This is a genomic window from Acidovorax sp. sif1233, assembly GCF_019218755.1.
Classification (GTDB): Bacteria; Pseudomonadota; Gammaproteobacteria; order Burkholderiales; family Burkholderiaceae_C; genus Acidovorax.
On record NZ_JAHUWZ010000005.1, the window covers coordinates 363,769 to 387,431 of the forward strand.

Genomic DNA, 23,663 nt, shown 5'->3' on the forward strand with positions numbered 1-23,663 from the left:
TGTTAAATGTGGGGACCCTGGCAAGTGACGGACGGTTATATCACGCGGATAAACGGCCACGGTGCCAGAATCCTGCGCGTATTCCCCGGTAAATCCCTTGCCCCACCTGGTCCTTTCCATGCCCCGTCCCATCGCCGCCACCATCCACACCGCAGCCCTGCACCACAACCTGGAGCGTGTCCGACAGGCAGCGCCCGATGCCAAGGTCTGGGCCGTGGTCAAGGCCAATGCCTACGGGCACGGCATCGAACGCGCGTACGAAGGCCTGCGCGGCGCCGACGGCTTCGCGCTGCTGGACCTGGCCGAGGCCGAACGCGTGCGGCATCTGGGCTGGCGCGGGCCCATCCTGCTGCTCGAAGGCGTGTTCGAGCCGCGCGACCTGGAGCTGTGCTCGCGCCTGGGCCTGTGGCACGCAGTGCATTGCGACGAGCAGATCGACATGCTGGCGGCCCACAAGACGCAGGTGCCGCACCGCGTGTTCCTCAAGATGAACTCGGGCATGAACCGGCTGGGCTTCGCGCCGCAGCGCTTTCGCGCGGCCTGGGCGCGGCTCAACGCGCTGCCGCAGGTGGACGAGATCTCGTTCATGACCCACTTCAGCGATGCGGACGGCCCCCGGGGGGTGGCGCACCAGCTGGCCGTGTTCAACACCGCCGCCCAGGACCTGCCGGGCGAGCGCACGCTGAGCAACAGTGCCGCCACCCTGCGCCACGCGGCGGACGCGCGCGTGCGCGCCGACTGGGTGCGCGCCGGCATCGCGCTGTATGGCAGCGCGCCCGACTACCCCGAGCATGACGCCAGCCACTGGGGCATGCGCCCCACGATGACCCTCGCCACCCGCCTCATCGCCACGCAGCAGCTGCAGGCGGGCGACACCGTGGGCTATGGCTCGCGCTTCACGGCCGAGGGGCCGCTCTTGATCGGCGTGGCGGCCTGCGGCTATGCCGACGGCTACCCGCGCCACTGCGATACCGGCACCCCCGTGCTGGTCAACGGCGTGCGCACGCGGCTGGTGGGGCGGGTGAGCATGGACATGGTGACGGTGGACCTCACGCCGCTGCAGCAGGCGGGCGTGGCCGCGGGGTTCGGCTCCGAGGTCACGCTGTGGGGCCAGGCTGGCAACGGCACGGTGCTGCGCGTGGACGAGGTGGCCGCCGCCGCGGGCACCGTCAGCTGGGAGCTGCTGACGGCACTGGCCCAGCGCGTGCCCGTGTCGGTGGATGGCATCGGCTGATCCGAACCGTCGACAAGTTCACGCACGGCGGGGCGCGGGGCCGCACGGCCGGGCCAAAGTGGTGTGAAATGGCGCGGCGCCGGCACGCAACGCCGCCGGCCGCGCCCCTCTTTCCACCGCAGGTGTTTCCTCCATGGCCACTTCCCGCAGCGACCGCCACAGCAACAGCAAGAAGAAAACCTCCACCTGGCGCGCCGTGCGCATGCCGCACCACAGCCGGGTGGCACGCACCCTGCAGCAGCGCTACAGCCTGCGCTGGCATGGCCTGCTGATCGGCAGCTTCACGCTGCTGCTGATGTGGTGCACCTCCCACGTGCAGATGCTGGTGGGCGTGGAGTCGCTGGCGCTGCGGTATTTCGTCACCCTCTCGGTCGGCTACCTGGGGTACCTGCTGGTGCTGCGGGCCTGGGCGGCGCGGCTGGTGCGGCAGGACCGCGACACGGGTGGCGATGGCAGCGGCCTGGATGTGCCCGACGTGTCCTGGCCCGGCAACGGGCCGTCGGGCGGTGGCGGTGGCCAGGTGCCGCTGCCGCGCACGGGCGGCGGTGATTTTGGCGGTGGCGGCGCGTCGGGCGATTTTGGTGGCGCATGGACGCAGGGCCTGTCCAGCGGGGGCTCCAGCAGCGATTCCAGCGCGCTGGGCGACCTGGCCAGTGGCGCCGCCGACGCCCTGGGCAGCGCCGACGAAGGCGCCGTGGTGGTCGTGCCCGTGGTGGCGATCTTCCTCATCGGCGCGGCGATCATTTTTGGCGCGGGCTCGCTGGCCATGCTGTTCTTTGGCTGGGATGTGCTGCTGACCGTGGCGGTGGAGATCGCCTTCTCGGTGGCCACTGCGCGGGCCGCCGTGGGCGTGGAGCGCGAGGGCTGGCTCACGGCCGCCGTGCGCCTGACCTGGAAGCCCTTGCTGGGCGCGTTGGTCTGCGCCGTGGTGCTGGGTGCCACCATCGACCATTTCCTGCCCGGCGTGCAGTCGTTGCCCCAGGCCGTGCGCGTGATCCAGGGGCAGTGATGCAAAAGGCAGAATGCTACTAAATTGGTAGCTTGAAATATAGACTTATCAAGCGGTAGGGGCCGGTTCTTTTCATGTCCTGGCGCCTCCCGGCCTGGGTCAGGCTGGCCCCGCGTTCCCTCTCCCGGCCTCAGCGGCGGCAGTCCCGGCCGCCCTGGCAGCCGGTCTCGATGGCGTCCAGGTTGCTGCGCACCTGCGCCAGCAGGGCGAGCAGCTGGGCCTGCGTGGCGTCGTCGCACCCTTTGAGCAGGGACGCCGCCAGCCCCCGGCGGGCGTCGCGCAGCGCCTGGTGCAGGGCCGCACCCTGGGCGCTCAGGCGCAGGCAGCGGCTGCGTTTGTCCTCGGCATTCGGTGCGCTCTCCAGCCAGCCCTTGTCCTGCAGCATCCCCACCATGCGGGCCACCTGTGCCTTGTCGGCGCCGCTGTGGGCCACCAGTTCGCGCTGCGTGGTGCCGGGGTGGCGGCCCACGAACATCAGCGCCCGCACTTCGTTGTGCGTCAGGTCGGGGTGGATGGCGGCCATGGCGCGCACCATGTGGGCCCGGTAGGCATGCAGCAGGTCGTGCATGGCTTCAAAGACATCGGCGGGCGCGTGGGTGGTCATGGGGGTTTGTGGTTGACAAAATCAACCAATGCGCAGATCATTGGTTGATCAAATCAACATTTTAAGTCATGAACGCACCCCTGCCTACCGCCACACCCCGCGCCGACGCTGCGCACCTTGCCATCGAACGCGTCCGCCACCCCTTGCAAGCCCGCCACCTCCAGGTGGTGCGGCGCACCGCCGTCAGCCCCGGTTTCGTGCGGCTCACCCTGGCCGGGCCCGAGCTGGCCGGGTTTGTGAGCGCGGGGTTTGACGACCACCTCAAGCTCATCCTGCCCCAGCCAGGCCAGGAGCGCCCGTCGCTGCCGTCGATGCAGGACGGCCGCCCCGTCTTCCCCGACCCACGCCCCGTGCTGCGCGACTACACCCCCGCGCGCCATGACGCCGCTGCGGGCGAGCTGGACATCGAGGTGGCCCTGCACGACGCAGGCCCCGCCACCGACTGGGCCGCGAGCGCCGCCGTGGGCCAGTGGGTGGGCATTGCCGGGCCGCGCGGCAGCATGGTGGTGCCGACCGGTTTTGACTGGCATTGGCTGCTGGGCGACGAAACCGCCTTGCCCGCCATCGCCCGCCGCCTGGCCGAGCTGCCCGCGCACACCCAGGCCACCGTGCGCATCCAGGTGAGCAATCCTGCCGACCAGCGGGTCCTGGCCAGCGCGGCGCGGCTCGATCTGCAATGGGTAGACGCGCTGCCTGCGGCGGTGGAAGACCTGGCGCTGCCCACCGGCGCGGGGTTTGTGTGGGCCGCCGGCGAACACGGCGACATGGCCGCCGTGCGCCGTGCCGTGCTGGCCAAGCCGGGCGTGGACGCCAGGCGCATGCGCATCTCCGCCTACTGGAAGCGCGGCGCTGCAGACCACCACGAAGACCTGGTCAGCGCAGCAGCGTAAGCGCCGCCGCCTGCTGCACCGCTTCGGTCATGCGGTGCAGCGCCTGCACGTTCAGGCGCCAGTACTGCCAGTACAACGGAACATCGACGGGCTTGCCCGGAATCAGCTCGACCAGCGTGCCGGCCTTCAGGTCGTGCTGCACCATCGGGTCCGGCGTCATGCCCCAGCCCAGGCCGGCCCGCGTGGCCATGACAAACGCGTTCGCCTCGGGCAGCCAGTGCACGGGCGGCGCGAGTTTGCGGCGCGTGATGCGCCCCACGAAGCGCGCCTGCAGCGCATCCTTGCGGTTGAACACCAGCATGGGCGTCTGTGCCAGGGTGGCTGCGTTCACCCCCTGGGCAAAGTGGCGCTGCAGGAAGGCGGGGCTGGCCAGCGCGCGGTAGCGCAGGGTGCCCAGCGGCAGCACCTTGCAGCCCTGCACGGGTTGGGGGTCGGCCGTCACGGCGGCCATCACGCGGCCTTCGCGCAGCAGGTTGGCCGAATGGTCCTGGTCTTCGACATGGATGTCGAAGGTGATGCTTTGGCCCTCCGCGGCCTGCGCCATGGCATGGGGAAACCAGGTGGCGAGCGAGTCGGCATTGACGCCGAGGGCCAGGCGCGTGGACGCGTGCTGCCCGCCGCCGAGCGTGGCGAGCGCGTCGGCCTCGCTCAGGGCCACTTCGCGGGCGTGCCGGTACAGGGCCTGGCCGGCCTCGGTGGGCGCGCAGGGCGTGGCGCGGCGCACCAGCACCTGGCCCACGCGTTCTTCCAGCAGCTTCACGCGCTGCGACACCGCCGAGCGGGTGACGTGCAGCACAGCGGCGGCGCGCTCGAAGCTGCCCTCGTCGATCACGGTGGCAAAGGCGTTGAGCTGGGCGGAGTCAAGGCGCATGGATGGTTAGCCATTCTGACGGATCGTTAAAAAGTATAGCTGGCGTGACCATGGCACGCGGCCCACAATCCGCGCCCATGAGCACCACTGCCTTTCTTCACGGATTCACGTCGACGGCCATCCTGATCATGGCCATCGGCGCGCAAAATGCCTTCGTGCTGCGCCAGGGCCTGCGGCGCGAGCATGTGCTGCCGGTGGTGCTGGTGTGCGCCCTGTCCGACGCGGCGCTGCTGCAGGCGGGGGTGTGGGGCATGGGCGGCGTGCTCCTGGCCCGGCCGGAGTGGGCGCAGTTCATGCGCTGGGCGGGGGCGATTTTTCTGGCCGCGTACGCGGTGCAGGCCGCCAGCCGGGCCTTCAAGCCGGCCCATCTGCTGGTGTCGGCCAACGGGCCGGGTGCGAGCCTGCGCGCCACGCTGCTCACCGTGGTGGCGCTGACCTGGCTGAACCCGCATGTGTACCTGGACACCGTGGTGCTGCTGGGCACCATGGCCAGCCCCTACCCGGTGTGGGGCCGCGCCACGTTTGCGGCCGGGGGCTCGCTGGCCAGCGCCCTGTGGTTCCTGAGCCTGGGCTTCGGTTCGCGCTGGCTGGCGCCCGTGTTCGCGTCGCCCGGGGCCTGGCGGGTGCTGGACGGGGTGACGGCGGCCACCATGATGGTTCTGGCGGTGGCGATGGGTCTAAGCTAAGAAAGATAAGTTCGTTGGGTAAAACGCGGGCTTGCTCCATAGTCGGTCTATTGACTGATCTGGAGTGTTTTCCCCATGCGTTTCAAGACCCTTTTGCTCGCGGCCGCCCTGGCCACCGCCCTGCCGATGGCGGCACAGGCCAAGACCTTCCGCTGGTCCCGGTCGGTGGACATTTCCACCTGGGACATCCACGCCCAGAACGTGGGCGTGAACAACACCATGCACGGCGCGGTGTACGACACGCTGGTCGAATACAACAGCAAGACCTTCAAGCCCGAGCCTTCGCTGGCCACCGAGTGGAAGCTCATCAAGCCCACCCAGTTGCGCCTGACCTTGCGCAAGGGCGTGAAGTTCAGCGACGGCAGCGAGTTCACGGCCGACGACGCCAAGTTCTCGCTGGAGCGCGCCAAGGCCAAGAGCTCCAACTTCGCGGTGTACACCCAGGGCATCGACCGCGTGGAAAAGGTCGATGCGTACACCATCGACATCCACTCCGACCTGCCCAACCCGGTGCTGGTGAACCAGCTCACCGAGCTGCGCATTCTGAGCAAGGCCTGGGCCGAAAAGAACAAGTCGGTCGAGCCCAAGGACATCAAGACCAAGGACGAGACGTACGCCCACCGCAATGCGCTGGGCACCGGCCCCTACCAGCTCAAGCAGTGGACGCCCGACCAGCGCGTGGTGCTGGAGCCCAACCCGCACTGGTGGGGCAAGGGCAAGTACCCCACCAACCTGACCGAGATCGTCTACACCCCCATCAAGGCCGACGCCACGCGCACGGCCGCGCTGCTGTCGGGCGAGATTGATTTCGTGATCGACCCCAGCCTGCAGGACCTGGCGCGCATCAAGCAGACGCCCACCCTGCAGGTGCTCGAAGGGCCGGAGTACCGCACCATCTTCCTGGGGCTGGACCAGTTCCGCGACGAGCTGCCCGGCTCGGACGTGAAGGGCAAGAACCCGCTCAAGGACCTGCGCGTGCGCAAGGCGCTGTACCAGGCGATCGACATCCAGTCCATCCAGCGCGTGGTGCTGCGTGGCCTGGCCCAGCCCACGGGCACGCTGATCGCCAACCAGGTGAACGGCTGGACCAAGAAGGCCGACGTGCGCTGGCCCTACGACCCCAAGGCCGCGCAGAAGCTGCTGGCCGACGCGGGCTACCCCAACGGCTTCGAGGTGGACTTTGCCTGCAGCGCGGGCCGCTACATCAACGACGAGCAGTTGTGCCAGGCCATCACGTCACATTGGGCCAAGGTGGGGGTGAAAGCCAAGCTGCGTTCGCTGCCGTTTGCCACGTATTTCCCGATGATCCAGCGCAACGAGGCCAGCATCTATCTGCTGGGCTGGGGCGTACCCACGTTCGATGCGTTCTACAGCCTGCAGTCGCTGGTGCGCTCGCCTGGCGCGGGGGGCGATGGCAACTTCAACCTGGGCCGCTTCTCCGACCCGCAGCTCGATGCCCTGGTGGAGCGCGTGAAGAAGGAGACCGATGCCACCACGCGCAACAACCTGATCGAGCAGGCGCTGATCAAGGAGCATGAACTGGTCTCGCACATCCCGCTGTACAACCAGGTGATCCCGTGGGCGGCGACGAAGAAGGTGGACATCATCCACCGTGCCGACAACCGGATCGACTGGCGCTACCTCAAGGTGAATTGATCACCTGCGCCCCGCAAAAAAAGCCCCGGTGCTGCCAGAGCCCGGGGCTTTTTTTCCTGCCGCTGCTCGCCGCGGGCTTCAGGCCAGGGCGCGTTGCACGGCGGGGCGTTGGAGCATGCGCTGGGTGTGGGCGTGCACCTTGGGAAAGAGCGCAATGTCCACGCCATCGCTGGCCAGCCAGCTGGCGATGGTGAAGAGATAACCATCGGCCACGGTGTACTGCGCGCCCATCACCCAGGGGCCGTGTTCCGCAGAGGGCAGGTAGTGGGTTTCAATCAGGTTGAAGCAGTCGGTCATGTTCTGCGGCACCTTGCGCTGCATGGCGGCAATCGCTTCGGGCTCGTCGGCCCAGCGGCTGGCGCGGGGGCGGTGCGCATGGGCGATGTGCACCGTGGACGCGAGGTAGCTGTGGAATTCCTGCAGGCGCGCAAAGCCGTGGGCATCGGTGGGGGCCAGGCGCGCCTCGGGGAAACTCTGCGCCACATACGCCAGCAGGGCGGGTGTTTCGGTCAGGGTACCGTGTGGCGTGGCCAGCGCGGGCACGCGGCCCTTGGGGTTCACGGCAAGGTATTCGGGCGTGCGCTGCTGGCCCGCGGCGAAGTCCACGCGCACCAGCTGGTGCTGGGCGCCAGCCTCTTCCAGAGCGATGCGCACGGCCTGCGCGCAGGTGCCGGGGGTGTAGTAGAGCGTGAGGGTGGTCATGGTTGATGTGCTATAAAATAAATAGCTATTGGCGCTTGATAGGTAAGCGCTGACGGCCAATTTTCTTGAAATATTTCAGTACAGGCCTCGTGTGCGTGCCATCAGGCGGGTCAGGCCCAGCAGCGCATCGGTGTGGGGCGTGGGTGTGTGGGTGATCTGCCCCAGTTCGCGCACCGCGCCCACCAGGGCGTCGATCTCCATGGGCTTGCCGGCCTCCACGTCCTGCAGCATCGAGGTCTTGAACGCGCCCAGCTTGCGCGTGACGGCATGGCGGTCCTCGGGCTGCTGGTCGATGGGCAGGCCCAGTTTCTCGCCAATGGCCTTGGCCTCCAGCATCACGGCGCTGACAAAACCGCGCACCAGGTCGTCGTCCAGGATGCGGTCGGTGGTGGCGCCGGTCAGCGCGCTGATCGGGTTCATGGTGAGGTTGCCCCAGAGCTTGAACCAGATGTCCTTCTGGATGCAGCCGGTCACCTCCACATCGATGCCACCGCGCTGCAGCGTGTCGGCCAGCGCCTGCAGCCGCTCGCTGCGGCGGCCGTCGGGCTCGCCCACGATGAGGCGGTTGCCAAAGTGCTGGCGCACAAAACCGGGCGATTCCAGCGAGCAGCTGGTGTGCACCACGCTGCCCACCACGCTGCGCGCCGGGATGGCTTTGGCAATCACGCCGCCCGCATCCACCGACTGCAGGGCATGGCCCTGCGCCGCGCCGCCAAAACCGTCGAGGAACCACCACGGCACGCCGTTCATGGCCGTGAGCACGGTGGTTTCGGGCCCGATCAGCGGGGCCATGGCGCGCGCCACCTCGGGCAGGCCCGGCGCCTTGACTGCGACCACCACCAGGTCCTGCACGCCCAGTGCCGCCGGGTCGTCGTGCGCGGTGACGGCCACCTGCGCCAGCGTGCCGTCGGCGCGCCGCATGCGCAGCCCCTCGGCCTGCAGGGCGCGCAGCGTGTCGCCGCGCGCCACCATGCTGACCGGGTGGCCCGCCTGCGCGAGGGCCACGCCCAGCCAGCCGCCGATGGCGCCCGCGCCGTAGATACATGCTTTCATGGTTGTAGAGCCTTTGTCTTCCAGGGTTGTTGTTTGTGGTGATGAGGGATTCGGGGCGCGCGACTGCTGCGGGGCCTCAGTAGCCCGCCGGGCGCTGGGGGGTGCCCACTGCATCGGTGCGAAAGCGGGCCAGCAGATCCTGCGCGGCGCTGGCCAGCAGCATGGTGTCCACGCCCACGGCCACGAACAGGGCGCCCGCCGCCAGCCACTGGCGCGCCTGCGACTCGGTGGTGGCCAGAATGCCCGGCGCCTTGCCCGCGCGCAGGATGCGGGTGATGCCATCGTGGATGGCGGCCTGTACGTCAGGATGTGCCGGGTTGCCGGGGTGCCCCATGGAAGCCGACAGGTCGGCCGGGCCGATGAACACGCCGTCCACGCCGGGCGTGGCGGCGATCGCATCCAGGTTGGCCATGGCTTCCACCGTCTCGGCCTGCACCAGCAGGCACACCTGCTGGTTGGCCTCGTGCACATACCGGGGGTAGGCCTGCCAGCGCGACGAACGGGCCAGCGCGCTGCCCATGCCGCGCACCCCCTCGGGCGCATAGCGCGTGGCGCGCACCAGCTGCCGTGCCTGCTCGGCGGTGTCCACCATGGGCACCAGCAGGGTTTGCGCGCCGATGTCCAAGTACTGCTTGATGAGCGCGGTGTCGCCCACGGGAACCCGCGCAATGGGGTGGGGCGCCCGCGCGCCGGGGGCGAGGGCGCTGCCGGCGCTGGCGATGGCCTGCAGCTGGTGCAGGATGGAGCGCACGTCGTTGGGCGCATGTTCGCCATCGACCAGCAGCCAGTCGTAGCCAGTGCCGGCGATGATTTCCGCGCTGTAGGCGTCGGCCAGCGCAAGCCACAGGCCGATCTGCGACTGGCCCTGGGCCATGGCCTGTTTGAAGGGGTTGACGGGTGTCTGCAATGTGAGCTTCCTGCGGCGGGGTGCCAAGCCCTCCATCGTACGGGCTGTTGCCAGCACGTGGGGGCATGGCCGCTATAGTCGGCTGCCCCACCCCGGGGGCTTTCCCTCTACATCGCCATGGCCAAAGAAAAAACCACGTTCACCTGCACCGAATGCGGCGGCACCAGCCCGCGCTGGCTGGGCAAATGCCCGGCCTGCGGTGCCTGGAACACGCTGATCGAGCAGGTGGCGGACGCGGGGCCGGGCAAGAACCGCTACAGCGGGTCGCAGTTTGCAGGCCTGGCCCAGGCGCAGGCGGTGATGCCCTTGTCGGCCATCGAGGCCAGCGATGTGGAGCGCACACCGAGCGGCATCGACGAGCTGGACCGGGTGCTGGGCGGCGGCATTGTCGAAGGCGGCGTGGTGCTCATCGGCGGCGACCCGGGCATCGGCAAGTCCACCCTGCTGCTGCAGGCGCTTGATGCCCTGCAGCGCGCCGGGCTGCCCACGCTGTATGTGACGGGCGAGGAAAGCGGCGCCCAGGTGGCGCTGCGCTCGCGCCGCCTGGGGCTGGACCACAGCCAGGTGAACGTGCTGGCCGAGATCCAGCTCGAGAAGATTCTGGCGACCATCGAGTCCATGCAGCCCGCGGTGGCCGTGATCGATTCCATCCAGACGGTGTATTCCGACCAGCTCACGTCCGCGCCCGGCTCCGTGGCCCAGGTGCGCGAATGTGCGGCGCACCTCACACGTTGCGCCAAGTCTTCGGGCGTGGCCATCGTGCTGGTGGGGCATGTGACGAAGGAAGGCGCCCTGGCCGGGCCGCGCGTGCTGGAGCACATGGTGGACACGGTGCTGTACTTCGAGGGTGACACGCACAGCCAGTTTCGCCTGGTGCGCGCCATCAAGAACCGCTTTGGCGCGGTCAACGAGATCGGCGTGTTCGCCATGACGGAAAAAGGCCTCAAGGGCGTGAGCAACCCGAGCGCCATCTTTTTGAGCCAGCACAGCGAACCCGTGCCGGGCAGCTGCGTGATGGTCACGCTCGAAGGCACGCGCCCGCTGCTGGTGGAGATCCAAGCGCTGGTGGACAGCGGTGGTCCCAGCCCCCGGCGCCTGTCCGTGGGCCTGGACAAGGACCGCCTGGCCATGCTGCTGGCCGTGCTGCACCGCCACGCGGGCGTGGCCTGCATGGACCAGGACGTGTTCGTGAACGCGGTGGGCGGCGTGCGCATCAGCGAGCCGGCGGCCGACCTGGCGGTGATGCTGGCCATCACCTCCAGCCTGCGCGGCAAGGCGCTGCCGCGCGGCTTCCTGGCCTTTGGCGAAGTGGGCCTGGCGGGCGAGGTGCGGCCCGCGCCGCGCGGCCAGGAGCGCCTCAAGGAGGCTGCCAAGCTGGGCTTCAGCGTGGCCGTGGTGCCCAAGGCCAACGCGCCCAAGAAGCCCATCGAGGGCCTGACCATCCACGCCGTGGAGCGCGTGGAGGAGGCGATGAACGTGGTGCGGGAGATGGGCTAGGAGGGCCTGCAGACGGCGGTGACGCGCTGGTACAGCACGCTGCCGCTGTACAGGCCCAGCACCTCCTCGCGCGTGCATTGCATGGTCAGCACATGCTGGCCCTGGGCGGAAATGGCCGCCGCCGATTCAGACCGCGCCGTGGCCTGGGTGCCATCGGCATTGACGCGGATGTCCAGCTTGCCCAGCCGGCTTGCGGAGCGCAGACCGCTGGCCTGCATGGCCTGCGCGGACTGCTGCTGCAGCGCACAGATCTCCGCGCGCCCGCCGGAGTACACGCTCGCGGGGCTGCTGCTGTGGTCGGTGAGCTTGAAGCTCAGGTCGGGCGCGGCCAGCGCGCACTGAGCACGGTAGTCCGACCGGTCGCCGAGCTCCACGGCTCGCCGCAGCACACCCTCCACCACGGCCGGGGTCAGCCTGGTGATGTTCTCGGCCTTGGGGCTGCTGGCGGCGGGCGCGGCCGGTGGCGCGGAGGGCGCGCTGGCCTTGACCTTGGCCACGGGTGCCGTGGCGGGGGACGGCCGTGGGCTGGGCGGCGCGGCCGGGCGTGGCGCCTGGGCGCAGGCCCGGTCGGAGAAAGTGGTGTGCCCCTTGTCGTCCGTGCACTTGAACAGGTTCTGGCCGCTGGCCGTGGAGGCGGCCAGCATGGCGGCGAGGGCCGCCAGCAAAAGGGGAGGGTTGCGCATGGAAAGCGGTGGGGGCTGGATGCAGAAGTGCGCAATTAGAGCAGCCGATGGTGGCGGCCCGTGCCGCACCAGCACGTCAGAAAGACTCCCAGTCGTCATCCGACGCCTTCTGGCCCGCCGGGGCCGCGGGTGCGGGAGGCGGTGCTGGGCGCGCCGCGGGGGCCTGCAGCGGCCTGGCAAGGGGCGGGGCGGCCTTGGCGGGGGCGGCTTTGAGCGCGCTGCCCGCCGCCCGCGGCCTGGGCGCCGGGGCCGGCGCGCGGGCAGGGCTGGGCGTGGTGCTGGCGGGCTGGTGGCCCACGTTGAAGACGGACACGACCTCGGCCAGGCGCTGCGCCTGGTCGCGCAGCGAGGCCGCGGCGGCCGCCGATTCCTCCACCAGGGCGGCGTTCTGCTGCGTCATCTGGTCCAGGTTGCTCACGGCCTGGTTGACCTGGCCGATGCCGTCGCGCTGTTCGCTGGAGGATGCGGTGATCTCGCCGATGAGGTCGGACACCCGGCGCACGCTGGCCACGATCTCGTCCATCGACTGGCCCGCCTGCGCGACCTGGCCCGAGCCGGTCTCCACGGTGTCGACCGAGGCGCTGATCAGCTCCTTGATCTCCTTGGCCGCGGAGGCGGAGCGCTGGGCCAGGCCCCGCACCTCGCTGGCCACCACGGCGAAGCCCCGGCCCTGTTCGCCCGCGCGGGCGGCTTCCACGGCGGCGTTGAGGGCGAGGATGTTGGTCTGGAAGGCGATGCCGTCGATCACGCCGATGATGTCGGCGATCTTGCGCGAGCTGCTGGTGATGTGCTGCATGCTCTCGACCACCTGCGCCACGACCTCGCCGCCCCGCGTGGCCGCCTGCGCGGCCGTGGTGGCCAGCTGGTTGGCCTGGCGCGCGGTGTCCGCCGACTGGGTGACGGTGGCGGTCAGCTCTTCCATGCTGGCGGCGGTCTCTTCCAGGTTGGCGGCCGTCTGCTCGGTGCGCGACGACAGGTCCTGGTTGCCCGTGGCGATCTCCACCGAGGCATTGGACATGGAGTCCACGCCGCTGCGCACCTCGGAAACCAGGCCGCGCAGGCGGGCCGCCATCTGCGATACCGAGCGCAGCAGGTGGCCGAACTCATCCTGGCGATCGTCCTGCGCGGACACGGTGAGGTTGCCGCTGGCGATGGCATCGGACAGATCCACCGCCCGGTTCAGCGGGCGCGTGATGGAGCGCACCAGCAGGAACGACAGCACCAGGCCCAGCGCGAACACGGCCCCCTGGGTGATCCAGGCCAGCAGGTTGGCGCGGCTGCGGGCGGCCTGGGCCTCCTGCCGGGCCGCGTCGCGCTGGCTCTGCTGCAGCTGCACGAAGGTCTCGAGGCTGTCCACATAGCGGCCTATGGACGGCAGGTACTTGGATTCGATGAACGACTTGAAGGCGGCCCCGTCGCCACCCTGCTTGATTTCGCGCGCCTGCTTGTTGAGGGCCAGCACATGGGTGCGCTCGGCGGCCACGCGCTCGAGGGCGGCCTTGTCCGCCGGGCTGGTCGCCAGTTCCACCACCTTGGCCTGGATGGCCGAGATGCCGGCCACGCCGGCCTTCACGCGGCCGTCGAACAGGGCCGTCAGGTCCGCATCGGGCGTGGAATTGCTGGCCAGCACCCGCTCGCCGGTGGTTTCGGTGGCGCCCTTCCATTGCGCGGCGAGCGTGATGCGATTCTCGAACGATGCCATCGACTCCATGGACCGGTCCATCACCTGGGCCACCTGGTGCTGCGCCCAGACCGACACCAGCAGCATGGCACCCAGCAGCCCCACGATAGAACCCCACAGCTTGGGCGACAGGCGCACGTTATCCAATTTCATTGACCATCTCCAGAAAGGACGAGTCCGCATTTTTCGTGCTTCCGCCACGGCCGTAAACACTTGCGGGGGCCCGGCCCGCCTTCGCGTGCGATGTTCTTTCATTAATGTAGTGCTTACACAACGAAACAATTTCTCGGCCAGCGTCTGGAGGTGCCTTGCCGGCCGCTTGGCGCCCCGGCCTCGGGATCTTTGCCGGCGGCCCGGGCGCTCATATGACAATACCGCCCATGAATTTGCGCAAAATCCTGGTGCCCCTGGGCGTGGTGGGGCTGGTTGTTTTTGGTTTCATGGCCTACGGATGGCCCGGTGTGGCCGCCGTCATGGGCGGGCTGGTCATGTGGGCGCTGCTGCATTTCACGCGGCTCATGAATGTGATGAAGAAGGCCGCCAACCGCCCCATCGGGTATGTGGGCAGCGCGGTCATGCTCAACGCCCGCCTCGGCGAGGGGGTCAACCTGATGCATGTGGTGGCCATGACGCAGTCCCTGGGCGAGCAGCTGTCGCCGGCGCAGGCCGAGCCGGAGGTGTACCGCTGGACGGATGGCACCCAGTCGCACGTGACGTGCGAGTTCCGCCACGGCAAATTGGCGAAGTGGACGCTGTGGCGGCCCGAAGGCGACGGTTCCGCCGCCCCGGCGGGCCAGCCCCCGGCCGCCCCGTAAAATCCCCGGTTTGCGACCCACAGCAACAAAAGGACACCCATGAGCCCCGTAGTTCCCTCGATGGCCGACCGTGACGGCAAGATCTGGATGGACGGCCAGATGGTCGATTGGCGCGACGCCAAGATCCATGTGCTGACCCACACCCTGCACTACGGCTGCGGCGCCTTTGAAGGCGTGCGCGCCTACAACACCGCCAACGGCACGGCCATCTTCCGCCTGGAAGAGCACACCGACCGCCTGTTCAACAGCGCCAAGATCCTGCGCATGAAGATTCCCTTCAGCAAGGAAGAAGTGAACGAGGCCCAGAAGGCCGTGGTGCGCGAGAACAAGCTTGAATCCTGCTACCTGCGCCCGCTGACCTGGATCGGCTCGCAGAAGCTGGGCGTCTCCCCCAAGGGCAACCAGATCCACCTGATGGTGGCCGCCTGGGCCTGGGGCGCCTACCTGGGCGAAGAGGGCATGAAGCGCGGCATTCGCGTGAAGACCAGCAGCTACACGCGCCACCACGTCAACATCACCATGACGCAGGCCAAGGCGGTGAGCAACTACACCAACTCCATCCTGGCCAACATGGAAGCGCTGGACGATGGCTACGACGAGGCGCTGCTGCTCGACAGCTCCGGCTTCGTGTCCGAGGGCGCGGGCGAGAACATCTTCGTGATCAAGAACGGCGTGATCTACACGCCCGACCTGTCGGCCGGCGCCCTGAACGGCATCACCCGCAACACCGTGTTCCACATCGCCAAGGACCTGGGCCTGGAGATCGTGCAAAAACGCATCACGCGCGACGAGGTCTACATCGCCGACGAAGCCTTCTTCACCGGTACGGCCGCCGAGGTGACGCCCATCCGCGAACTCGACCGCATCGAGATCGGCGCGGGGTCGCGGGGCCCGATCACCGAAAAAATCCAGAGTGCCTTCTTCGACATCGTCAACGGCCGCAATTCCAACTACGCCCACTGGCTCACCAAGGTCTGATGAACATGTCGCAAGCAACCGTTGAACTCCTGGCCAAGGACCTGAACGCACAGGGCGGGGTTTTCTGCCCCAACCCCAAGGCCGACATGAAAATCTGGAACAGCCACCCCAAGGTGTACCTGGACGTGGCCCGCACGGGCGAGGCCAAGTGCCCCTACTGCGGAACGGTGTACCGCCTCAGGGCGGGCGAGCGCGTGCACGCCGGTCATTGATTGATGCCAGTTGCAGCCGGCGGCGCATCGCCGCCGCCCACGTTGACCGTGGCGGTGCTGACCCACAACGAGGCGCACCGCATTGAAGCCTGCCTGAAGAGCGCCGCCTTTGCAGACCAGCTGCTGGTGGTGGACAGTGGAAGCACGGACGACACCGTGGCTATCGCGCGGGGCCTGGGCGCCGAAGTCCATGTCCACCCGGACTGGCAGGGCTTTGCCGTGCAGCGCAACCGCCTGCTCGCCCATGCGCGCGGCGACTACATCTTCTTCCTCGATGCTGACGAAGTGATGACACCGGCCTTCGCGCGGGAGCTGCAGGCCATCGTGCGCTCGGGCGAGCAGGCCGTGTGGAAGATCCGCTGGCGCATGGTGGCGTTCGGGCAGGAGCTCACGCACTTTCGCTCGCAGTCCCAGATCGAGCGGCTGTTCGTGCGCGGCATGGTCCGGGAGTACACGGGCGTGGTGCACGAGCAGGCGCAGCTGCATGCGCTGCCCGGTGGCGGCGAGGTGCCGCGCCGCCTGATCAAGGCGCGCCTGCTGCACTACTCGCGCACCACGGTGCGCGGCAGCCTGGAGAAGCTCACGCAGTACGTGATGCTCGGCGCCGCGAAGCGCGCCGAGAACGGGCAGCGGGGGGGGGTGCTGCGGGGGCTGGCCTCGGGCACTTCCATGTTCGTGCGCCTGTACGTGTTCCGCCTGGGCTTCCTGTGCGGGGGCGCGGGCTTCCTGTACTGCTTCTTCGTGGCGCTGGAGGGGTTCTTCCGCTATGCGGCGCTGCGGTACGACCGTGACCGCCTCACGGGCCGGGTGATCCGCGGATGAAGGCCTACCGCTGGTTCGGGCGCTGCGCCAGCCTCGGCGCGTTCATGGTTCCGGGCCTGGCCCTGTGGCTGCCCTCGGGCTATTCCTATGGGGCGGTCGTGCTGCTGCTGGCCGCGCTCGCCAGCGCGCCGGTGTGGTGGAACCGGCCCGCGCCGCGCGCGGCCTGGTGGCTGACGGCGGCGTTTTCCTGCATGGCGGCGCTGTGGCTGCTGGACGTGGGGGCCACCTGGGGCTGGGGCAGCATGGACCGCCCCGTCAAGTACCTGCTGGCGCTGCCCTGCATCTTCTACCTGATGACCTTCGAGCCGCGTGCATCGTGGCTGTGGATGGGGGTGGCGGTGGGCGCGGTGGGCAGCGGCCTGGTGGCCATCTACCAGATCTGCGTGCAGGCGCTGCCCCGCGCCAATGGCTTCACCAATGCCATCCAGTACGGCAACCTGAGCATGCTGCTGGCCGTGATGAGCGGCCTGTTGCTGGTGGTGCAGTGGAAGCGCTGGGTGCTGTGGCAGCGGGTGCTGCTGGCGGCGGCCATCGTGCTGGGCGCGGCGGGGTCGGTGCTGTCGCAGTCGCGGGGCGGTTGGCTGGCGCTGGTGCTGCTGCTGCCGGTCAGTGCGTGGCTGCTGGTGCGCACCACGGGGCAGCGCCGGATGTACTGGGGCCTGTGCGCGCTGGCGCTGGCGGCGGCCGCGTTGTCGCAGGTGCCCGCGGTGGAGCAGCGGGTGGACGAGGCGCGCCAGGAAGTGCAGACCTACAAGGACCACGGCGATGGCCGCAGCTCGGTCGGGCAGCGGCTGGCGCACTGGGGCCTGGCGTGGGAGATGGGCTGGGACCGGCCTTTGACCGGCTGGGGCCGCGCGGGCTATGCCGAGGAGAAGGCGCGGCGCGTGGCGGCTGGGCTGGCACACCCGGTGGTGCTCGAATTCGGCCACGCGCACAACGAAATCCTGGATCTTTTCGCCAAGCGGGGGCTGCCCGGCGTGCTGCTGTTGCTGGCGTTCTATGGCATTCCGCTGGCGATGTTCTGGCCCACGGCCCGGCGCATCCGCGATGGGGCGGGAAAGATGGACAAGGAATCGCTTTCCCTGTGCCTGGTGGGAGTGATGGTGCCCCTGTCGTACATCGGCTTCGGCCTCACCCAGGTCTTCCTGGCCCACAACAGCGGCAACATGTTCTATCTTTTCATGTGCCCGCTGCTGCTGGCCGCCCTGCACGAGCGGCGTGCCCGCATCGGCTGCGGCCGGCCGTTCTAGATGCGACACCCCCCTGAGCGGCTTCGCCGCATCCCCCCGCTCTCGCATTGCTGTGCAATGCGGGCAGGGGGACGCAGCCCTCGCTGCGGGGCGGCCCTTGCTCGGCTGCCCGGGACTGGGCCGTGCCGGTTTCAACCGTTGCGGGCCTCGCACAGAGCCATAGACAACTGAGACAGAGGCATTCTTCATGCACATCCTGCTGGTCAACAACTCCCCCATCCCCGTCTACGGCTACGGGGGAACCGAGCGCGTGATCTGGGACCTGGGCAAGACACTCGTCCAGCAGGGCCACCGCGTGAGCTACCTGGTGCCCGAGGGTTCGACCTGCGACTTCGGCGACGTGCTGCCCATCCGCCCGGACGAGCCGTGGGAGGGGCAGATCCCGAAGGGCGTGGACATCACGCACTTCCAGTTCAACCCCCGTACCGAGCTGGCCAAGCCGTACCTGGTGACCGAGCACGGCAACGCGCGCAAGCCCAAGCCGCTGCCGCTCAACACGGTGTTCCTGTCGCGCGACCACGCCGCGCGGTATGGCTCCACCGAGTTCGTCTACAACGGCCTGGACTGGAGCGGCTACGGCCCGGTGGACTTCCAATCGCCGCGCCCGCGCTACCACTTCCTGGGCAAGGCGGCGTGGGGCGTGAAGAACGTGCGCGGCGCCATCAAGGTGGCACTGCGCGCGGGTGTGGAGCTGGATGTGCTGGGCGGCACGCGCATCAATTTCAAGCGCGGCTTTCGCTGGACACTGTCGCGCAAGATCCATTTCCACGGCATGGTGGGCGGCACGCAGAAGACGGGCTTGCTCAACGCATCGCGCGGGCTGATCTTTCCGGTGCGCTGGCACGAACCCTTCGGGCTGGCGGTGATCGAGAGCCTGTACTTCGGCTGCCCGGTGTTTTCCACGCCCTATGGCGCGCTGCCCGAGCTGGTGCCGCTGCACTGCGGCGTGCTGTCGGCCGAGGCGAACGTGCTGGCCGAGGCGGTGCGTGGCAACCGTTTCGATGCGCGCGCCTGCCACCAGCACGTGGTCGACCATTTCAGCGCCGAGCGCATGGCGCGCAATTACCTGCGGATGTACGAACGTGTGCTCGCAGGCGAGAAGATCAATGCCCAGCCGCCGGTGATCCAGGGGCCTGCGCGCGAACTGCCCTGGAGGCAGTGAAGCCCCCATGAGGCGCTGCGCGCCATCCCCCGAGGGGGACGCACCCGGTGGCTCGGCAAAGCCGGTTCCACGGGTGCACTGGCGGGGCCGCGCGCTTTGCAGAGACCGGGATTGGCCGTCCGCACTGCCTCCATCACTCCCACCCGTTCGGGCTGAGCCTGTCGAAGCCAGGGCGTACACGGTGTTGCAACGCCCGGTCACTCTCCAGGGAATCCTGGTTGAATTGCCGCTAGCGCTTGTCCAGTAAGCGCTAGCAGCTATCGAATAAATAGCGTCACTGCGCTTGCAGCAACGCTGCCTGCGCGGCCAGCGCCGTCCGCCATTCCGCTTCCAGCGCGGCCACCAGCGCGGCGGCGGGCATGGGGCGCACCGCGGCGACGCCCTGGCCGGCCCAGAGGGACAGGTGGTCTGCGCGGCCGGCTTCGGCGCTGGCCCGGCGCAGGGCGCCGGTGAGGGCGTTCTGCACCGGGTAGGCCGGCACCTCCGTCTCGTGCGCATGCAGGCGCTGCAGCATGGGGTTGACGATGCCGCGCGCGGGGCGGCCCGAGAACACGCGGGTGGTGCGCGTGTCGGTGGCGATGGCCTGGGCCATGGCGTCGCGGTAGGCGCGGCCGATGCCCGATTCGTCGCAGGCGAGGAAGGCCGTGCCCATCTGTACCGCCTCGGCCCCCAGCGCCTGCGCGGCGGCGATGCCGCGTCCATCCATGATGCCGCCCGCCGCGATCACGGCCACGCCGCGTGGGCGCAGCGCATCCACGCACTGTGGCACCAGCGCGAGCGCGCCCACCATCGCGGCGGCAAAGTCGGCCTGCGATGGCACGCCCGCGCGCACGGTGGCGTCCGCAGGGGCAAGCCCTTCGGCCTGCGGCCGGCCCGTGGGCAAAAAGGTGCCGCGGTGGCCCCCGGCCTCCATGCCCGACGCGCAGACCGCATCGGCCCCCACGTCGGCCCAGGCCAGGGCCTCGGCCACCGTGGTGGCGGTGCCGATCACGTAGCAGCCCGCGTGGTGCAGGCGCTCGACCTGCGCGGCAGTGAGGATGCCGAAGGTGAAGCTCGCCACGGCGGGCCGGGCCTCGACCAGGGCCTCGAACTGCGCAGGGAAGTCCTCGCACCAGCGCGCGGGCACGGCGGCCTGCAGGCCGAACTCGGCGTACAGCGGGGCCACGCGGGCCAGCGCCTGCTCGACGGTGGCGGCATCGGGCGCGGGTGTGTCCTGCACGAACAGGTTGAGCCCGAAGGGCCGGTCGGTGCGGCGGCGCACCTCGGCGGCGGCCTCGGCCATGGCCGCCGGTGAGCGCATGCCGCAGCCCAGCGTGCCCAGCCCGCCCGCGGCGGACACTGCGGCCGCCAGGGCCGGCGTGTCGGCACCGGTCATGGGCCCCTGCACGATGGGCAGGCGAAGGGAGAGGGCGGTGCGCAGGCTGCGGTCGGGCATGGTGACGTTCCGTGAAAGAAAGAAGGAAATAAAGGGGGAAACGAGCTGAAGGCGGTCAGTCGACCAGCACCTGCTGCAGCGCATCGAGCGCGGCCGAGCGGTAGCCCTGGCGCCAGGTCAGCAAGGTGGTGATGGTGGTGATCGGCTGCTGGCTCAGCAGGGCCGCGTTCGGCGAGATGCTGAGCACCGAGCGCGGCACGATGCCCGCGCAGCCGCCGCCCGCCACACTGGCCAGGATGGCGTGGTACGAGCCCAGTTCCAGCAGCTGCATGGGCTCGCGCCGTGGCGCGAACCAGTCCTGCGCGATGCGGCGGTAGGTGCAGCCGGGTTCGAACACCGCCAGCGTGCCGGGCTGCACCTGATCGGGCCCGGCGGCATGCGGGTGGCCGGCGGGCAGGACCAGCAGCAGCTCTTCGGTGAACACCGGCCGGGTTTCCAGGGCCGGGTCGGCGGGCTGGCCCGGCGGCCAGGCCACCAGCACCGCATCGAGCGCATGCGCGCGCAGCCGCTCCACGAGCACGCGGGTCGCGGCGGTCGTGAGCTCCAGCGCCACGCCGGGCCACTGGCGGTGCAGGCGCGCGAGTGGCGCGGGCAGGCGGCTCGCCGCGGTGCTTTCCATCGACCCCAGGCGCAGGCGGCCGGCGGGCGGCCCCGGGTGCAGCGCCTGGCGGGCTTCCTCGGCCAGCGCGAGCAGCCGGTCGGCATAGCCCAGCAGTACCTCGCCCTCGGGCGTGAGCGCCATGCGCTTGCCCTCGCGCAGGAACAGCGGGGTGCCCAGGTCGGACTCCAGCTGGCGCACCCGCGTGGTCACGTTGGACTGCACGCGCTGCAAACGCTCGGCCGCGCGCGTGACGCTGCCCTCCGCCGCCACGGTGCGGAAGATGTCGAGAGCGGCGAGGTCGAGCGGGGGTGGCCCTTTGTCCATCATGAAAAAGTATGAATTACAAAAATTCAATCTCTTGCTAAGATGATATGCAACAGCATTCCCCGTGGCAACCCCATGTCCCCACCGTGAACCCGGCGTCTCTTTCCCCTTCCACCTCCCGGCACGCTGACGGCGCCACGGCCCTGCAGGTCGCCCTGGCCGGCATGGCCGCGCTGGCGGCGGCCATGGGCATCGGCCGTTTTGCCTTCACCCCGCTCTTGCCCATGATGCTGCACGACGGCGTGGTGGACATCGCCACGGGCAGCTGGCTGGCCACGGCCAACTACGCCGGCTACCTCGCGGGGGCGCTGCTCTACATGGCCTTGCCCTGGCTGGGCCGGCGCCTGGGCGGCGTGCCCGGCAACGCGGCGCTCGTGCGCGGCGGGCTCGTGGCCACGGTGCTGCTCACGGGGCTGCTGGCCGTGCCGTGGCCGGCCTTTTGGCCCCTGCTGCGCCTGCTCGCGGGCGTGGCCAGCGCGCTGGTGTTCCTGGGCACGGCCAACTGGTGCATGGGGCGGCTGGCGCACCTGGGGCGCCCGGCCCTGGGGGGGCTGATTTTCTGCGGGCCGGGGTTGGGCATCGTCATCACCGGCCTGCCCACCAGCGCCATGGTGGCTGCGGGCTGGAGCGCCGCGGCGGGCTGGGCGGCCTTCAGCGCACTGGCGGCCGTGCTGTGCGCGGGGGCGTGGGCGGTGTTCCAGGGGGTGGACGCACCGGCCGCGGGGGCGGCGGGGGCCGCAGGCGGCGCCTCTGCGCCCGCGCGCCCCGTGGCCGAGCGGACCCTCCTGGCCGTGGCCTACGGCCTCGCGGGCCTGGGGTACATCGTCACGGCCACCTTCCTGCCCGTCATCGCACGCGCGGCGCTGCCCGCCGGATCGGTCTGGCCCGACCTGTTCTGGCCGCTCTTCGGCGCGGGCGTGGCGCTGGGCGCGCTGCTCTCCACGCGGATCGCACCCACCCGCGACCGGCGCATGCTGCTGGCCTGGGCCTACCTGCTGCAGGCGGCGGCCATCGGGCTGGGCCTGCTCTGGCCGGGGCGCGCGGGGTTCGCGCTGGGCAGCCTGTTGCTGGGGCTGCCGTTCACCGCCATCACGTTTTTTGCCTTGCAGGAGGCGCGCCACCAGTGGCCCCAGGCGGGCGCGGGCTTCACCGGCCTGATGACCGCGCTCTATGGCATCGGCCAGATCGTGGGGCCGCCCATGGCGGCGGCGCTGCTGGCACGCGCGGGTTCGCAGGCGCAGGGTTTTGACTGGGCGCTGGGCGTGGCGGGGTCGGTGCTGGTGCTGGGGGCCGTGCTCTACGGCGTCATGGCATGGCGCTGGCGCCAGCCGTGCTGACCGGCAGGCGCAGCACGAAGCAGGCGCCACCGCCCTCGCGGTCCTCGCAGTGCACGGTGCCGTTGTGGCGCCCTGCGATGGAGCGCACCAAGGCCAGCCCCAGGCCCACGCCCCCCGCGCGCTCGCTGGCGCCCGGCAGGCGGTAGAAGGGCTCGAAGATGCGTTCGCGCTGGCTGGCTGGCACGCCTGGTCCCCGGTCGCACACGCGCACCTCGGCGTGGCCCTGGCGGCGGTGCACCACCACCGTGATCTCGCCCGTGCTGTAGCGCCGGGCGTTTTCCAGCAGGTTGCGGATGGCGCGGCGCAGCAGCTTGGAGACGCCGCGCACGTCCACGGAGTCGGCGCTGGAGCTCACATCCAGGTCGGCATCCACGCGCGCGCATTCCTCGGCGGCCAGGCCGATGAGGTCCACCAGCTCCACGGTGCCCACGTCGGCCTCGCGCGCATCGAGGCGGCTGGCCAGCAGGATCTCGTCCACCAGCTGGTCCAGCTCGGCGATGTTGCGCAGGATTTCCTCGCGGAACGCGGGCGAGGGCTGCTGCCCGCCCATCAGCTCCATGCCCATGCGGATGCGGGTGAGCGGCGAGCGCAGTTCGTGCGAGGCGTTGGCCAGCAGGGACTTGTGCGACTTGACCAGCGTTTCCACGCGCGCGGCGGCGGCGTTGAACTGGCGCGCGAGGTCGGCCACCTCGTCCTGTCCCTGCTCGGGCACGCGCACCGACAGGTCGCCCTCGCCGAACTTCTGCACGCTGCGCTGCAGCGCCTCCAGCCGCAGGGTCAGGCGCCGGATGATGGGGTACACGCCCACGGCCACCGCCAGGCTCACGATGCCCAGCAGCCACAGGAAGCCGAACGGCGGCCGGGTCCAGAAAGCCGCGTCGCCCTGGTTGGGGCCGCCGGGCCGGCCGCCGCGTTCGCCGCGCGGCTGGCGGGGCGCCATCTGCAGCACGAACGGCTGGCCGGTGCCCGACTCGATATGGAACTCGGCCCCTTCGCCGGGTTCGCTGGGCTGGCGCGTGGCCAGGCCGCGCAGCACCAGGTTGCCGGCGGGGTCGCGCAGCACCATCTCGCGCGACGGCGGCACAAAAGGCTGCGCGTTCTGCGCCTTCTGCTCTTCGGCCATGCGCCAGGCCCAGCCCACGGTCAGCGTCAGCACCGCGATGCCGCCGACCACGGCCAGCCAGATGCGCAGATACAGGCGGCGGGAGAAGGGGGTGGAGAGGGACATTCAGCAAAGCGGGGTGCGCGCCGTGG

At 69.8% G+C, this 23,663-nt stretch carries 23 protein-coding genes; 13 read left to right on the top strand and 10 right to left on the bottom strand.

Translation table 11 applies throughout. The features are described 5' to 3' along the window. Positions 1-118 precede the first annotated feature (118 nt). Together alr and KW843_RS18550 are read left to right on the top strand one after the other, a co-directional pair. Positions 119-1,234: an alanine racemase gene (alr, locus tag KW843_RS18545; protein ID WP_218296626.1), complete on the top strand. Its 1,116-nt coding sequence runs from the start codon at positions 119-121 to the stop codon at positions 1,232-1,234. 133 nt (positions 1,235-1,367) lie between these two features. Continuing rightward, positions 1,368-2,243, top strand: a complete 876-nt coding sequence (locus KW843_RS18550) for a hypothetical protein (protein ID WP_218296627.1) — start codon at positions 1,368-1,370, stop codon at positions 2,241-2,243. A gap of 130 nt (positions 2,244-2,373) precedes the next feature. On the opposite strand, the gene KW843_RS18555 is transcribed toward KW843_RS18550, so the two are convergent. Next, positions 2,374-2,847 carry a MarR family winged helix-turn-helix transcriptional regulator gene (locus tag KW843_RS18555; protein WP_218296628.1) on the bottom strand — a complete coding sequence of 158 codons (474 nt, stop codon included), beginning with the start codon at positions 2,845-2,847 and terminating at the stop codon, positions 2,374-2,376. 68 nt (positions 2,848-2,915) lie between these two features. Here KW843_RS18555 and KW843_RS18560 point away from each other — a divergent pair, with 68 nt between their 5' ends. After that, entirely contained in the window at positions 2,916-3,737 is an 822-nt protein-coding gene (locus tag KW843_RS18560) for a siderophore-interacting protein (RefSeq protein WP_218296629.1), read from the top strand. Here KW843_RS18560 and KW843_RS18565 read toward each other — a convergent pair. Continuing rightward, entirely contained in the window at positions 3,721-4,608 is an 888-nt protein-coding gene (locus KW843_RS18565; RefSeq protein WP_218296630.1) for a LysR family transcriptional regulator ArgP, read from the bottom strand. The two genes, KW843_RS18560 and KW843_RS18565, sit on opposite strands and share 17 nt — an antisense overlap. 77 nt (positions 4,609-4,685) lie before the next feature. Between KW843_RS18565 and KW843_RS18570 the strand changes: the two genes are divergently transcribed. Then, the gene (locus tag KW843_RS18570; RefSeq protein ID WP_218296631.1) at positions 4,686-5,294 is read left to right on the top strand and encodes a LysE/ArgO family amino acid transporter; all 609 of its coding nucleotides are present in this window, start codon (positions 4,686-4,688) and stop codon (positions 5,292-5,294) included. A 75-nt stretch (positions 5,295-5,369) separates the two neighbouring features. Beyond that, positions 5,370-6,950, top strand: coding sequence for an ABC transporter substrate-binding protein (locus KW843_RS18575; RefSeq protein WP_218296632.1), 1,581 nt, complete (start codon positions 5,370-5,372; stop codon positions 6,948-6,950). 78 nt (positions 6,951-7,028) lie between these two features. Here the strand turns inward: KW843_RS18575 and KW843_RS18580 are convergent, their stop codons facing one another. The 3 genes from KW843_RS18580 to hpaI all read right to left on the bottom strand — a co-directional run bounded on the left by KW843_RS18580 (position 7,029) and on the right by hpaI (position 9,612). Continuing rightward, positions 7,029-7,652, bottom strand: a complete 624-nt coding sequence (locus tag KW843_RS18580) for a glutathione S-transferase family protein (protein WP_218296633.1) — start codon at positions 7,650-7,652, stop codon at positions 7,029-7,031. Positions 7,653-7,727: 75 nt separating this feature from the next. Next, positions 7,728-8,705 carry a 2-dehydropantoate 2-reductase gene (locus tag KW843_RS18585; RefSeq protein WP_218296634.1) on the bottom strand — a complete coding sequence of 326 codons (978 nt, stop codon included), beginning with the start codon at positions 8,703-8,705 and terminating at the stop codon, positions 7,728-7,730. A gap of 76 nt (positions 8,706-8,781) precedes the next feature. Beyond that, the gene (hpaI, locus tag KW843_RS18590) at positions 8,782-9,612 is read right to left on the bottom strand and encodes a 4-hydroxy-2-oxoheptanedioate aldolase (protein WP_218296635.1); all 831 of its coding nucleotides are present in this window, start codon (positions 9,610-9,612) and stop codon (positions 8,782-8,784) included. A 117-nt stretch (positions 9,613-9,729) separates the two neighbouring features. On the opposite strand from hpaI, the gene radA reads away from it, so the two are divergent. Continuing rightward, positions 9,730-11,109: a DNA repair protein RadA gene (gene radA, locus KW843_RS18595; protein WP_218296636.1), complete on the top strand. Its 1,380-nt coding sequence runs from the start codon at positions 9,730-9,732 to the stop codon at positions 11,107-11,109. Here the strand turns inward: radA and KW843_RS18600 are convergent. Then, complete coding sequence (locus KW843_RS18600; RefSeq protein WP_218296637.1) at positions 11,106-11,792, bottom strand: hypothetical protein; 687 nt, start codon at positions 11,790-11,792, stop codon at positions 11,106-11,108. The genes radA and KW843_RS18600 overlap by 4 nt on opposite strands. A gap of 76 nt (positions 11,793-11,868) precedes the next feature. Continuing rightward, positions 11,869-13,626: a methyl-accepting chemotaxis protein gene (locus KW843_RS18605; RefSeq protein ID WP_218296638.1), complete on the bottom strand. Its 1,758-nt coding sequence runs from the start codon at positions 13,624-13,626 to the stop codon at positions 11,869-11,871. Between the two features lie 227 nt (positions 13,627-13,853). Between KW843_RS18605 and KW843_RS18610 the strand changes: the two genes are divergently transcribed. The 6 genes from KW843_RS18610 (at position 13,854) to KW843_RS18635 (ending at position 18,712) form a co-directional block, all read left to right on the top strand. After that, positions 13,854-14,288, top strand: coding sequence for a glycerate kinase (locus KW843_RS18610; protein ID WP_218296639.1), 435 nt, complete (start codon positions 13,854-13,856; stop codon positions 14,286-14,288). Positions 14,289-14,327: 39 nt separating this feature from the next. Then, positions 14,328-15,266 (top strand): branched-chain amino acid transaminase, encoded by a 939-nt coding sequence (locus KW843_RS18615; RefSeq protein ID WP_218296640.1) that lies wholly within the window; start codon positions 14,328-14,330, stop codon positions 15,264-15,266. A gap of 5 nt (positions 15,267-15,271) precedes the next feature. Continuing rightward, positions 15,272-15,478, top strand: a complete 207-nt coding sequence (locus tag KW843_RS18620) for a zinc-finger domain-containing protein (RefSeq protein WP_218296641.1) — start codon at positions 15,272-15,274, stop codon at positions 15,476-15,478. Positions 15,479-15,481: 3 nt separating this feature from the next. Further along, a complete protein-coding gene (locus tag KW843_RS18625; RefSeq protein WP_218296642.1) occupies positions 15,482-16,300 on the top strand; it encodes a glycosyltransferase family 2 protein in 819 nt (272 codons plus the stop codon). Then, complete coding sequence (locus tag KW843_RS18630) at positions 16,297-17,550, top strand: O-antigen ligase (RefSeq protein WP_218296643.1); 1,254 nt, start codon at positions 16,297-16,299, stop codon at positions 17,548-17,550. Before KW843_RS18625 ends, KW843_RS18630 begins: the two co-directional genes overlap by 4 nt. A 187-nt stretch (positions 17,551-17,737) precedes the next feature. Next, the gene (locus KW843_RS18635; RefSeq protein WP_218296644.1) at positions 17,738-18,712 is read left to right on the top strand and encodes a glycosyltransferase; all 975 of its coding nucleotides are present in this window, start codon (positions 17,738-17,740) and stop codon (positions 18,710-18,712) included. A 274-nt stretch (positions 18,713-18,986) separates the two neighbouring features. Here KW843_RS18635 and KW843_RS18640 read toward each other — a convergent pair whose 3' ends face one another. Both KW843_RS18640 and KW843_RS18645 read right to left on the bottom strand, forming a co-directional pair. Continuing rightward, positions 18,987-20,147: a nitronate monooxygenase family protein gene (locus KW843_RS18640; protein ID WP_218296645.1), complete on the bottom strand. Its 1,161-nt coding sequence runs from the start codon at positions 20,145-20,147 to the stop codon at positions 18,987-18,989. A gap of 55 nt (positions 20,148-20,202) precedes the next feature. Further along, positions 20,203-21,072: a LysR substrate-binding domain-containing protein gene (locus tag KW843_RS18645; protein WP_218296646.1), complete on the bottom strand. Its 870-nt coding sequence runs from the start codon at positions 21,070-21,072 to the stop codon at positions 20,203-20,205. A gap of 47 nt (positions 21,073-21,119) precedes the next feature. On the opposite strand from KW843_RS18645, the gene KW843_RS18650 reads away from it, so the two are divergent. Then, positions 21,120-22,409 carry a YbfB/YjiJ family MFS transporter gene (locus tag KW843_RS18650; protein ID WP_218296647.1) on the top strand — a complete coding sequence of 430 codons (1,290 nt, stop codon included), beginning with the start codon at positions 21,120-21,122 and terminating at the stop codon, positions 22,407-22,409. On the opposite strand, the gene KW843_RS18655 is transcribed toward KW843_RS18650, so the two are convergent. After that, positions 22,378-23,637, bottom strand: a complete 1,260-nt coding sequence (locus tag KW843_RS18655; RefSeq protein WP_218296648.1) for an ATP-binding protein — start codon at positions 23,635-23,637, stop codon at positions 22,378-22,380. The genes KW843_RS18650 and KW843_RS18655 overlap by 32 nt on opposite strands. Positions 23,638-23,663 lie beyond the last annotated feature (26 nt).